We start from the raw sequence: 13,381 nt of genomic DNA, 5'->3' as shown, positions 1-13,381 counted from the left end.
GGCAAGACGAGATTGTGACACAATCTTACATCTTGCCGATTGCGGTCAAGAGGCAATCGACACTTTCGCAGAATAAGATTTGCTTGTGAAGAGTAAGAGGAAAGGTCCTAGTGTTTTTCCCATTTTGGACGAGCCCGGTAAAAATTCCGTAATTTTGTTAGTAACGCCTAAATCATTTTTAGAAACAATATTGACGATATGGGACATAAATATGTCTGCCTGGCCTGTCAAAAAGCGGTGAACTTAAATGCTGATTATACCATAGCAGAAAAGCAATCACGAAAATGTCTGGAATGTGGACAAGCGATGGCGCTGTATCCGCACCGGTTTAGACCGCCGAGGAAAAACGCTAATAAGAAGTGGGCTGTGATCCGTTATTTACATCAGAACGGACTTACCTATCATCATATCGCTGAACCTGGCAGAAGCGGATATTCTAAGTATCCAGAAACGATGAAAGAAGCAATTGAGTTTGTGAACAGATTAGGGTCTGGTCAATAAAGCATTTAAATAGAACATCCCTCGCCCAATCAAATCAGTAAGTGCAAACAACATTTTATTAATAGCAGGCTTTCAAGGATATTTTCAAATGAGATTTTCCGTTCGTCCTTCCTGACTTTCACCTTCTCTCTCGCGATCCCCTCTCACAAATAGGAGGGGTCGTGAGAGAGAAGGTGCAGCGCTAACCTTCCATACCAGACCTCTTGGAAAGCCGCCCTTTCAAAGCCTGCATATCTTCACTGACCTTCGTGTCAAGGATCTTCGCATAAATTTGGGTCGTACGAATATTAGTATGTCCAAGCATTTTGGAAACACTTTCAATCGGCACACCATTCTGCAAAGTTATAGTCGTGGCGAACGTATGCCTGGCCACGTGTGAAGTAAGAACCTTGTCAATACCACAGATTACGGCAATCTCTTTCAGATAGTCATTCATCTTCTGATTGCTCGGCACTGGCAACACGAGGCCGCGAGATTCACATAGCGGATGGTCTTTGTATCGATCAATGATTAGAAGCGCCTCCGGCAGCAGCGGAATGTGCGATTTGACATTCGTTTTCGTCCTCTGGCTGAAAATCCATTGCTCACCATCGATCCCTCGTGCTATCTGGCTTTGTTGGAGTTTCTGAATGTCCGAGTAAGCGAGGCCGGTGAAACAACAAAAAAGAAAAGTGTCGCGAACCTGTGCGAGACGATCACTGGCAAATTCTTTATGTGCCATCAAGTCCAGCTCAGCTCGGGTAAGGATCGCTTTGTCAACCTTCTTAAACTTGCCTTTAAAATTCAAATATGGATCAAGATTCATCCAGCCATTACCCAGGCAAATGTTTACGATCTTACGAAACATTTTCATGTGCTTCACCACCGCATTATTGCCCATCTTGCGTGCTGAGCGAAGATAGAATTCGTAGTCGGCGATGAAAGCGAAATCGATGCGGCTAATGTCAAAATCGCCGGTATCGAAGTGACCTTTCAAGAATGCCAATGTATGACGTTCAAGCACTTTGTAGCGGTTAAGTGTGCCGATAGCATATTCTTGGCCGACCAATGCCTTCATACGCTCGTTATGGTCAGCTATCACCTCCATCAATAGCCGCTGCTTAGGACCGACGCCCAGAAACTTGTTTTTGATTGTCTCTGCCGTTATCAAAGCATCGTCACGCACCAACGCGGCGTGTGCGTCCAATAGTTGCTGTTCTAAGTTGCCGAGGTAAGAATTAACCGACTTTACAGCCTCCTTTGCACCAGTAACTCTTCCGGCAAGTGCATTCCACCGGCTAGGCTCGCATTCTCGCCCGGTCGTAAATTCTGCTCTTTTACTTTCAACGGTAATCCGCAAGTAAATCGGCACGGGCCCTTTTTGATAGTTTTTCGGCTTCTTCAAATAGAAAAGCAGACTGATCTTTGTTTTCATACCTTTTTCAGGTTAAAAAGTTGAACAAAAGTAGTCTTGCAAGCCTAATCAGCACAAGATGTTTACGGCGTAAACAGGTTGTTACACAATGAGTTGTAGCGATTCTGGTGAGTAAAATTTGCAGATCCTTGAACTCACCGAATTACTCACCAAAAATTTGTGGAAAATTGAATCTTTTGGCACATCCGACAAAGAAAAAAGCCTACTAATCTGTTGATTTGCAGGCTTTTGGTGCTTTTTGTTATTTCTTCAAGTGATCCCGCTGGAATCGCAGAATATCGACGAAAGTGATTGATTGTCAGTTAAGTTATTCGATCGAATCGAATAGGTGACTGAATTGGGGACCGAATAAAATGATTCGATTTGGCTTCAATTCAAATATCTCTGTATCAAATTTAGTCTTTTATAGTCGTCTATCCAAAATAAGCTGGCTCCAAAAAATTGTGTCGTTTTTTGGAGTTGCCTCCCATTCCTTACTTTCAAAACCCATCGATCTCTACTTTCCTTGCTTCTTCAATAGTTAATTGTCCCATGCTGAATTCCGAAAATTGCTTTGATGTTATCTAATGCCGCAGTCATAAGTATTTTGTGAGCTCGACCTTATTGGTTGCATAACTGAAAATTTCAATCAATTCCTAATAATCATTACATTTTGACAACAGGCTATTTATACGCAGCCGTGGAAAGTTTGTAAGGGAGGCGTCCAGGTTTGTTCTCCCGTTTCGGTAAAAAGTACAAGAGAGAAACTCGGTGAATGCTACTGCTTCTTTTTTAACCCTAAAGCTGCTACTGCTCTCCGTCCCGCTTCCCCTGTTGGTTTTTTCTGATTTGTTGCTCGATATTAGGCGTTGGACCGCGGTGTTTGCGGGAGGCCATGCGGCGCTCTTCCGCGACGTCGGCAGCGTGAAGTTTTTCGAATCGTGCCAGCTCCCTTTCATTGGTCGGCAACAGGTATCAGGCCTAACAGATCCATTCGTGAATATTCTCCTGCGTCAGCGGTACTATTCTGCTTGCCATGATTTATTTGCTGTTCCGAAAGCCTGTTCCTTAATATTGGGCAAGAAAGCTTTTAATTGGTGGTGGCAGTTGCATTCCCCAGGTCGGGAAGCCCATGAATACCATATCAAATTTACCATCGAACCAATCCTAGTCGCAAGTGGTGGCAAAAGCCCGACGCATTCTTGCGAGCAATTGATCGACAGTAGTTCTATAATCGGCAGGTTACGTGTTTCGAAGTTCAAGCGAAACCAGTTTGCTACCTACCTTTGGCTAAATCATTTCGGCTATCGCCCCATTGTTTTTTGTTCGTGAAAGGTAAACAATCAGAATTTTTTCAGCCGCTGGCACTTGTATTGAATCAGTAGGGACAGCAGGTTGCTAAATGGTCGAGCAGGCGGAATTTGTGAGTGCCAACACCAACAACAGCGCTATCATAACGCCCTAAAGTTTCATTTTTGATGTCAATAATGTGACCATTCGCAGATAAAAGTTTGCGGCGTCTTGCGGAGTGCCTGCAACGCCCGGATTATGACCAAGGACGCCGCGGGCATCTTATTGTTTGGCGCGTAGCCTTCTATGGCCAGTTGCAGCGCACGAGCAGATCGAGCATCTACAGGAGGATATTTTGCATTACTTATCATTGTTAGAGACAATGCGCTGTCAGGGTGTAGCGGGTCAAATGGCAATGGGGAATTTTTTAAAATACTTATAATCAGTTATTTAAAGAAAATAAATTGAACACTGTTCAAAAAATATGCCGTAATATTTTTTTTATTGAACAGTGTTTAATAGGTTTGCATATCAAATAAAGATGACATGTCGATAGCAAAGAGAAAAGAGCAGGAGAAGTTGGAAATGCACAAACTGATTCTGGACGGCGCTCGTAAGATATTTCTTGAAAAAGGCTATGAGCTGACCAGCATCCGCAACATCGCCAGCGAGATCAGTTACAGCCCGGGTTCGATTTATTTTTATTTCAAAGACAAGAACGAGATTTTTCAAGAGTTGCATAAGGAGGGATTTCGTTTGCTAGTGAGAGAAATTAAAACGTTGGATGTTATTGAAGATCCTTACGAGCGTTTCAAAGCTTTGGGCCTGGTCTTTATCCGCTTTGCCCAAAAACACACGGATTATTACAACTTAATGTTCCTGGTTAGCGAATCTGGGAAAGAAGAAGGATTTCAGATTGCCCAGGAGTGTATTGATTATTTATCAGGTGTAATACAGCAATGCCAAGATCACGGCAGGTTTCAAGGATTGAATAATAAATATCTGACCTTCATGACGCTGTCGTATATGCACGGGATTTGTTGCTTGTACTGCAAAGACCGGATGTCTGGTTTTTTTGAAAAATCAAGCGAAGAATTGATGATACATGGCTATGAAACTTTCATTGCCATCGTCGATAAAAATTGATTTGCTTTTCTTTTTAGTATCAAAGCGTTCAGCTAACACAGGACGATTATAACAGGATGCATCTAATCCTGAGCGTCTCATCCTATATTTTTTAACTATTTATTGAACATTGTTTAAACTTATTACAGTGAATAATAGACCTACTACATCCCGTGTTTGGAAGGCGGTATTATCGCTTCCTATACTCACCATGCTGGCCTATCCTTCCAAAGGGCAGGACCGGCTGCAAGCCTACATCACCGAAGGGCTCGGCTCGAACCAGAGCATTCAGCAGCAAAATTTCCTTCTCGAACGAAATGTGCTGGCCCTGGCAGAGGCAAAAACCATGTTCCTGCCCAGCGTATCTTTTTCAACAACGTACAACAAAGCAAGCGGTGGCCGGACCGTTGATTTCCCGACAGGCGATTTGTTGAATGGCGTCTATTCAACATTGAATCAGATTACCGGAACCGGGGCTTTTCCAAATCTCCAAAACCAGAGCATTCAGCTTTTCCCGGACAACTTTTACGATGCCAAATTTCGCACAACGATGCCGCTGATCAATGCGGAACTGGTTTATAACAAAAGGATTAAAGCCCAGCAGGTGGATCTGCAAAAAGCGGAAGTGCTGGTTTACAAGCGCGAGTTGGTCAAGGAAATTAAAACAGCTTATTACCAATATGCAAAGGCGATCAATGCAGTGAAAATCTATGAATCTTCACTAGGGTTAGTGCAGGAAGGCAAACGAATCAATCAGGTTTTGTTTGACAATGAAAAAGTTAACAGGACCGGCGTCATCCGCAGCACCAACGAAGTCGCCAAGATCAATGCATCTCTGATCTCAGCCCGGCAGACAAAGGAATCGGCCCGGAACTATTTCAACTTCCTGCTCAACCGTCCGATGACCGACAGTGTTGAGATTGATTCTATCACCAAGTTACCGGAACTGGATTTGTTGCTGGCTGGTGATGTGGCAGGCCGCGAGGAGCTTTTCAAACTCAAAACAGCGCAGGATATTAACACGAATCTGACAGGTCTGGCTAAATCCTACATCGTCCCCAAAGTCGGAACGTTTATAGACCTGGGTTCGCAGGCTTTTGACTGGAAATTCAATGATAAGAGCCGCTACTACTTCTGGGGCGTGTCGCTTGAATGGGACCTTTTCGCCTTTGGTAAAAATAATTACCGGATCAAAAAAGCAGTCGCAGAACAGAAAAGCATTGCGGCGCAGACCGATTATATTTCGCATCAGCTGTTAACGGAGCTGAAAATGCGCCAGAACCAGATGCAAAGTGCTGTGGCGCAATATCAATCCGCGCAGTCGCAGCTCAAAACAGCACAAACCTACTACAACGACCAGCTCAAACTCTACCGGGAAGGTGTAGCCATCTACATTGAGCTGCTCGACGCGCAAAATCAGCTCATCAATGCCCGTCTGGATGCCAATATTGCCTTATTCGAAACCTGGATCACGCAGGCCTCGATCGAACGTGCCAATGCCAGTTTCACATTTCAATAACTCAAATCAACTTATTATATGAAAACGATTCCATTACTCATTTTGGCAGCGGCCATCTTTATCAGCTGCGACGAGAAACAAAAAGAAAAACCGCACCTGGAGGATATCCATGTGATTTCTGTGAAAGTGCTGCCTGCCAGTTCATTAAGCTTGTCTGGAAACATCACCGCAACCGGTCTTGTAAGCACAGAGCACGAAGCAAAATATGGTTTTAAGATAGGCGGTGTGATCAGCCGGATCCTGGTAGAGGAAGGGCAATCGTTCCGAAAAGGGCAACTGCTTGCCGTGCTGAATGCAACAGAGATTGCAGCGGGCCTGAGCCAGTCTAATCTGAATGTAGAAAAAGCCCAGCGCGATTATGACCGGGCCGTGAACCTTTACCGTGATAGTGTTTATACCAAGGAGCAATTACAAAATACCAAAACACTGCTGGATCTCGCTAAAAAAGGCGAGGAGACTGTTTCTTTCAACGAGCAGTATTCTAAAATTTATGCCGCCTCCGATGGCTTTGTCTCAAAGCGGCTCGCATCAGAAGGCGAGGTGGTGGGTGCAGGCAGCCCGGTGCTGGTGATCAATGAGACCAAAGACGACAAGAGTTATCTGCTAAGGGTTGGGCTTACAGACAAGGAGTGGGCATCCGTTTCGACCGGGCAAAAAGCTACGGTAACCTTGGACGGATATCCTGACAGAAAGATCGACGCAGTCGTACTGCGTAAGTCTCAGACCTCTGATGCAGCCGCAGCTTCTTTTCAGGTCGAACTGAAATTGAAACTGACCGACATTAAGCCAGCAGTAGGCATGTTTGGAAAGGCCCAGATTGCCACTGGAAAAGCGCAGGATGTTATGAGCATTCCCTACGATGCTTTGGTGGAAGCTGACGGAAACACCGCCTACGCGTTTGTTGTAAATGGGACAGGGAAAGTCAGAAAGGTGCCTGTTAACATTTTGAGTTTTGATAACAAGGCCGTGTATCTCAAAGACGGACTTAACCCGGCCGACCAGGTGGTTATTTCCAACAGCGCCTATCTGAACGAGGCATCTACCATTAAAGTAATCCAGTAAATCCAAAGCAATGAAAATCACGAATTTTGCAGTCAAAAATTATCAGTTCACCCTGATTATTTTTCTTCTGGTTGCTGTTGTCGGCGTGCTGACTTTGTTTACCATGCCCCGCTCGGAAGACCCCACTACGCATCCGCCACAATACCTGATCACTGTCATCTATCCAGGCACAAGCCCGAAGGACATGGAGGAACAGGTGGTAAAGCCCATTGAGAATAAAATTTACGGACTTGAAAACATAGACAAAATATTGACAACTGTGGAAGACGGCGTGGCCGCCATTCAGGTCAAGTTCAAGTATGGTGTCGATGTAGATAACAAGTATCAGGAAATCTCCACGGAAATCAACGCGTTGAAAAACAGCGAGCTCCCCAAGGAGATTTACCAGATCAAAACCGAGAAAATCGCCTCGTCCGACGTAAAAATCATTCAGGTTGCACTGATCTCAAACACTGCTTCGGCTAAAACATTGAGAGACAATGCGGATATATTGAAAACCAAGCTCGAAAAGATCACCGATCTCAGGGAAGTGAAATACACCGGTATGCCCGAGCAGGAAATCAGGATCGATCTGCAACTCGATAAGCTCGCGCAGCTGAAAATCCCTTTGAATCTGGTCGTGGGCAGTTTGCAGAGCGAGGCCGCGGACGTTCCGGGCGGGAGTATCCACATGGATAGCAAGGTATTTAATGTCAAGACCAGCGGGAAATTTCAAAATGCGGAAGACGTCGCCAATACGGTCATCTACAACGCCAACGGCAAAATTGTCTACCTCAAAGATGTCGCGCAGATCAGTTATAAAGACGGAACGGTCAGTCACATTACCCGCATCAACGGACAGCGCTGTATTCTGGTTACAGCCGCGATGAAAAATGATGTCGACATTAGTCAGGTCAAAAAGGCGTACGAGCCTGTACTGGAAGAATTCAATGAAACCTTACCGGAGAATATTAAAATGGTCAAAAACTTTGATCAGGCCGATATGGTTGCAAAACGTCTGGGGCACCTTGGGTTTGATTTCGGCTTAGCCATCTTGCTGGTGATTGTGACGCTGCTACCACTGGGTTTCAGGCCTTCGCTGATCGTGATGATCTCCATTCCGCTTTCTTTGGCGCTCGGCCTGATTGCGATGAATCTATTGGGCTATTCGCTCAACCAGCTCAGTATCGTAGGCCTTGTGGTCGCCCTGGGTCTTTTGGTCGATGACAGCATCGTAGTAGTTGAAAACATTGAAAGGTGGCTCCGCGAAGGGCATTCCAAGCAAGACGCTATTTTGAAAGGAACCAAACAGATTGGCGCTGCGGTGGTCGGTTGTACAGCCACGCTCGTTATCGCTTTTTTACCGCTTGCCTTTTTACCTGATGCCGCCGGTGAATTCATGCGCAGCCTTCCCATGGCCATCATCACCAGCGTATTGGCATCCATGATTGTGGCGCTGACATTGGTTCCTTTTATCGGAAGCAGTGTCCTGAAAACCCATACGCACGCGGAAGGAAATTTCTTCCTTCGGAAATTACAGGGCTTTCTGACCTATTCCTACAAAGGTATCATGCCCGTAGCCCTGAAATGGCCAAAAGTCACCATCAGCATATCGGTTGCATTGAGTGTAATGGCCTTTTTACTGTTCCCGCTGGCAGGATTTAAGCTTTTCCCTACTTCGGAAAAACCCATGTTTCTGATCAATATCAAAATGCCTTTGCAGGCTAATATTCCGGAAAGCGACAGAGCAGCACGACTCGTGGAAGCCGAATTGAAAAAGCATGAAGAGATTGTTTATTACACCTCTAATGTAGGCAAAGGCAATCCGCAGATCTACTATAATGTACACCAGCAGGACATCAAACCGGATTTTGCACAGATTTTCGTGCAGTTGGAAGAAGAGACAACCCCGGATGTCAAAACTGCGATCATCAGAGAACTTAGAAGCCAGTTTCGTGATTTCCCTTATGCCAAAATTGAGGTGAAGGATTTGGATCAGGGCTCGCCGATCGAGGCGAATATTGTGGTCAGGGTCTTTGGTGACAATCAGGATACCCTGCGTTCGCTTTCCTTTAAGGTCGAAGAGATATTGCAAAAACACCCGGGCACTTTCTTTATCAACAACGAGCTGAATGCTTATAAATCGGATGTGAAAATCAGAATTGACAAGCAGAAAGCAAGAACGCTGGGCGTGATGACCAGTGATATTGACAAGGTGATCAGATTGGCTGTTGCCGGACTCAATGTCGGTGATTACATCGATGACCGTGGTGATGCAAGGAACGTGGTTATCACCATTCCGCGCGAAAAGTTTTCAAATCTGGATGCACTCAAAAACCTTTATGTAAGCAACATCCAGGGGATGCCCGTGCAAGTAGATCAGATCGCCACCATAGGATTTGAAACCTCGCCAACTGCCATCAACCACTTCAACAAATCGCGGTTTGCCAAGGTGACTTCGCTGACCCGGGACAATACGCTGGCCAATGATATTCTAAAGGATGTGGTGCCCGAGCTGGACAAATTAAAAATGCCAAAGGGCTATTATTACAAATTGTCGGGTGAGGCTGAATCGGAAGGCGATGCGCTGGGCGGAAATTTCATGTCAGTGATTATTTTGAGCACATTCCTCTTTATCGGCGTGCTGTTATTACAATTCAAAACCTTTAAGGGGATCATTATTGTGTTGTCTATCATCCCTCTGGGTGTTTTAGGCGGGGTTATATTTTTGTTGATGACCGGAAATCCGATGTCGATGGTTTCCATTATCGGTTTCATTGGGCTGTCGGGTATTCAGGTTAAGAACTCACTGTTGCTAGTCGACTTTACCAACCAGCTTAGAGCAGAGGGTAAGAGTATCGATGAGGCCATCCATATTGCCGGGGAAACCAGGTTTCTGCCTGTGGTACTCACTTCAATCACCGCGATCAGTGGTCTTATCCCGATTGCGCTGAACCCCAATCCGCTGATCGCCCCGTTAGCGATCGTATTGATCGGAGGGCTGATCAGTTCAACGATCCTGTCAAGGGTGGTTACACCTGTGATGTACAAGCTAATTCCGCCAAGCATTGACAAGGCTTAACGTCACAGGGGGAGCAATCCCACGAAAGGAAAACGGTGGGTTGTATTATGTATTGTGAAATTACTGCTGGAAGGTTAATTCAAAGCGTCACTGGAACCGGCACTAAACAATTATCGGGGATGGGAATAATAGAAAGAAAACTAAGAGAGCGGGCAACGATGAAAAATTTAATTCTTGATGCCGCCCAAACCTTATACCTCGAGAAAGGTTTGGATTTTACAACTATACGAAAAATTGCAGAGCGGATCGATTACAGCCCTACCACGATTTATTTGCATTATCCTAGTAAGGATGGGATCTTAAATGATATGCAGAAACGGGCATTTGAAAGACTGCTTAAAGCTTTACGAGCTGTCAGCAGACACCAACAACCATCGGATAAATTAAGAGATCTGGGAAAAACATACATTGATTTTGGTATTGAGAACCCCAAACAGTATGAGCTGATGTTCATCCTGCACCACCCAATGAAAGGTATTGAATTGCTTCAATCTTGTGACAATTTTCAGCATACCTTTCGATTCATGCAAAGTACAGTCCGTGAGTCCATAGCCAAGAAAACGGTCATTTATACGGATCCGCATACTGCCTCCCTGCAACTCTGGAGTATTCTGCACGGCCTTACCACTTTGTATTTAAACGACCGGCTTGCGAGTTATTGTGGTTGTGACGGCCAAAACCCAGACCCCGTTTACCGAGCCTGGGAGCTTTACATGGAATGTATCAGTAGCAAAAAAAATATTTGAAAACAGATCACTAAAACTTAAATCACATTGAAATGAAAGATGTTTGGATAAAAATATGGGAAGATCGCTATGGTCAGGATGAGTATGCTTTTGGAATAGAACCTAATGAGTACCTAAAAAACCAGCTACTCAAAATAGAACCAGGGACGATCCTTTTTCCTGCGGAAGGTGAAGGACGAAACGCCGTTTTTGCGGCTAAAATGGGCTGGACAGCATCAGCGTTCGACATAAGTGCCAATGGACGCAATAAAGCATTAAAATTGGCTCAACAGAATAATGTCACCATTGACTATCGAATTGGCGAGTTACCCAAACTAGGTTATACAGATGCACAATTCGATGCAATAGCGTTGATCTATGCGCATTTGCCAGTTTCTATCAGATCAGAATATCACGGGCTGCTGGATGGTTATTTACGTAAAGGGGGGCATATCATCTTCGAATCATTCAGTAAGGATCATCTCGAATACAGACAACGCAATGAGAAAGTTGGCGGTCCAAAGGATTTAGATAGCTTATTCTCGATAGAAGAGATAAAATCTGATTTTAAACAATATGATATTATAGAATTGGTAGAAGAGGTGATTGACTTGCAGGAAGGTATTTATCACAATGGCCAAGGCTCGGTCATTAGATTTGTTGGTCGGAAAAAGTAAAATGAGGAAACACAGCATAGAAATATAGACATAAATCCAGACACAAAATCCAATCTGCACTCAGGTTTCATCCTGCGGTATTTAATCATTCATAAAATCAAAACAAAATGAAACAGTACATCTTAATAACCGGAGCATCATCCGGAATTGGTTACGAAATGGCACACCAGCTTGCGGCCTTAAAATACAATCTGATCCTCACTGCCCGCAGCGAGGATAAACTGGCGGCTATGCAGCAGGAATTATCTTCCAAATATGGAATTACCGTGCACTACATACCTAAAGACTTAGGCAAAACGGAGCAAGCGGCTGAGCTATTTGATGATATCAAGAGCGCTGGCTACCAGGTATCTCATTTGGTTAACAATGCAGGATATGGCGTGTATGGAAGTTTTGTGGAAACCTCCCTGGAAACGGAACTGAACATGATTGATCTCAACGTCAGCAGCCTGGTTATCCTCACCAAATTATTTGCCAAAGATATGGTGGCCCGAAAGTCGGGCAGAATCATGAACGTGTCTTCGGTGATTGCATATTTGCCTTTCCCTTACCAGTCGGTGTATTCAGCTACCAAATCTTTTGTTTTAGCTTTTTCGCAAACCCTGGCTGCCGAACTGGAAGGAACGGGCGTAGTGGTTACCACGCTTGCCCCTGGGGTTACAGAAACAGCCTTTATCTCGCCAGAAATGCGGGAGACCAATCTGGTCAAATCCAGTAAGCCTGTCCCCGTAAGAATTGTAGCTTCTGAAGGGGTGAAACTTTTGCTGCATGGAAAAGGAAAGAAAATCATAGGTTTTCAAAACCGGTTCAATTCCATTCTGGCAGCAATACTGCCTGACGAGGTGATGATGAAAATTAAGATGAAGCTGGCAAGTGTCCGCTAATGCGTGCGGCCACTTCGATTTCGTCCTGGGAGGTTCAGGTGACCACCCAACTAGTTTGCTTTTTTGAGCGTTACTTGTAGTTCTTACACCCGACGAAAAACCAAAAAATGACTGAAACGAAAAAAATATCAAGACGAGAAATAATCAAACAAGGAGGGCTTGCGCTGTCAGTTTTACCTTTACCATTAACAACATTTTTAAACTTTAACGAAATGACAGATAACCAAAATTTCGACGTAATCATCGTCGGCGGAAGCTATGCAGGACTTTCAGCCGCAATGGCTTTGGGACGGGCACTAAGAAATGTTTTAATCATTGACAGCGGGTTGCCTTGTAACCGTCAAACACCTCATTCACATAACTTTTTGACGCAAGACGGAGAAAAGCCAGGCGTTATTGCCGAAAAAGCCAGGAAAGAAGTTTTGAAGTACGACACTGTAAAATTCGTAACTGACCTTGCCGTTAACGGAAGGAAAACCGATAAAGGATTTGAGATATCAACGCAATCAGGAAAAGTCTTTGCAGCTAAAAAGCTCGTCTTTGCAACCGGTTTAAAAGATAGATTGCTAAAAATTGATGGATTTTCTGAATGTTGGGGAATTACAGTAATTCATTGTCCTTATTGCCATGGATATGAAGTAAAGGATCAAAAAACAGGTATTTTGGCAAATGGATATGGTGCATTTCATCTGGCTCGACTGATTAGCAACTGGACAAAGAATTTGACCATATTTACCAATGGAAAATCGGAATTGACACCAGAGCAAACCGATGAAATAAAAAGACACAATATTGCAATAGTTGAAAAGGAAATTACCTCATTGAAGCACAAAAATGGAGTAGTTGAGAAAATAATTTTTTCAGATAATTCAAATTTTGAATTGAAAGTTATCTATTCAAGACCTCCTTTTGAACAACACTGTAAAATCCCCGAATTACTGGGTTGCGAATTGACAGAACAGGGACTTATCAAAGTAGATGCATTTCAGAAAACAACGGTGGATAATATATTCGCTTGTGGAGACAGTACCAATCCTATTCGTGCTGTATCATATGCTGTATCGACAGGGAATAATACGGGAGTATTCTTAAATAACGCAATGACAGAAGAAGATTTTTTAAAATGACAATAACAACGCATAGA

10 protein-coding genes are annotated in these 13,381 nt (G+C 44.1%); 9 read left to right on the top strand and 1 reads right to left on the bottom strand.

What is annotated here, in order from left to right; genetic code table 11:
- The first annotated feature begins 198 nt into the window (after window positions 1-198).
- On the top strand, window positions 199-501 hold the full coding sequence (locus BP71_RS32555) for a hypothetical protein (protein WP_496385820.1): 303 nt from the start codon (window positions 199-201) through the stop codon (window positions 499-501).
- A 181-nt stretch (window positions 502-682) separates the two neighbouring features.
- Here the strand turns inward: BP71_RS32555 and BP71_RS32550 are convergent, their stop codons facing one another.
- Window positions 683-1,915: a site-specific integrase gene (locus tag BP71_RS32550; protein ID WP_496385818.1), complete on the bottom strand. Its 1,233-nt coding sequence runs from the start codon at window positions 1,913-1,915 to the stop codon at window positions 683-685.
- Between the two features lie 1,815 nt (window positions 1,916-3,730).
- Here BP71_RS32550 and BP71_RS32545 point away from each other — a divergent pair.
- The 8 genes from BP71_RS32545 to BP71_RS32510 all read left to right on the top strand — a co-directional run bounded on the left by BP71_RS32545 (window position 3,731) and on the right by BP71_RS32510 (window position 13,364).
- A complete protein-coding gene (locus BP71_RS32545; RefSeq protein WP_496385817.1) occupies window positions 3,731-4,330 on the top strand; it encodes a TetR/AcrR family transcriptional regulator in 600 nt (199 codons plus the stop codon).
- A 127-nt stretch (window positions 4,331-4,457) separates the two neighbouring features.
- Complete coding sequence (locus BP71_RS32540; RefSeq protein ID WP_496385816.1) at window positions 4,458-5,828, top strand: TolC family protein; 1,371 nt, start codon at window positions 4,458-4,460, stop codon at window positions 5,826-5,828.
- 18 nt (window positions 5,829-5,846) lie between these two features.
- The gene (locus BP71_RS32535; protein WP_496385815.1) at window positions 5,847-6,890 is read left to right on the top strand and encodes an efflux RND transporter periplasmic adaptor subunit; all 1,044 of its coding nucleotides are present in this window, start codon (window positions 5,847-5,849) and stop codon (window positions 6,888-6,890) included.
- A gap of 10 nt (window positions 6,891-6,900) precedes the next feature.
- The gene (locus BP71_RS32530; RefSeq protein WP_496385814.1) at window positions 6,901-9,951 is read left to right on the top strand and encodes an efflux RND transporter permease subunit; all 3,051 of its coding nucleotides are present in this window, start codon (window positions 6,901-6,903) and stop codon (window positions 9,949-9,951) included.
- Window positions 9,952-10,070: 119 nt separating this feature from the next.
- On the top strand, window positions 10,071-10,697 hold the full coding sequence (locus tag BP71_RS32525; protein ID WP_496385813.1) for a TetR/AcrR family transcriptional regulator: 627 nt from the start codon (window positions 10,071-10,073) through the stop codon (window positions 10,695-10,697).
- Between the two features lie 32 nt (window positions 10,698-10,729).
- Window positions 10,730-11,353 (top strand): class I SAM-dependent methyltransferase, encoded by a 624-nt coding sequence (locus BP71_RS32520; protein ID WP_496385812.1) that lies wholly within the window; start codon window positions 10,730-10,732, stop codon window positions 11,351-11,353.
- 107 nt (window positions 11,354-11,460) lie between these two features.
- Complete coding sequence (locus tag BP71_RS32515) at window positions 11,461-12,237, top strand: SDR family NAD(P)-dependent oxidoreductase (RefSeq protein WP_496385811.1); 777 nt, start codon at window positions 11,461-11,463, stop codon at window positions 12,235-12,237.
- Window positions 12,238-12,344: 107 nt separating this feature from the next.
- Window positions 12,345-13,364: an NAD(P)/FAD-dependent oxidoreductase gene (locus BP71_RS32510; RefSeq protein ID WP_496385810.1), complete on the top strand. Its 1,020-nt coding sequence runs from the start codon at window positions 12,345-12,347 to the stop codon at window positions 13,362-13,364.
- The last annotated feature ends 17 nt before the right edge of the window (window positions 13,365-13,381 follow it).

Source organism: Dyadobacter ginsengisoli DSM 21015 (assembly GCF_059568735.1).
The sequence above is the reverse complement of the archived record's forward strand: the minus strand, read 5'-3'. Positions and strand labels throughout refer to the sequence as shown.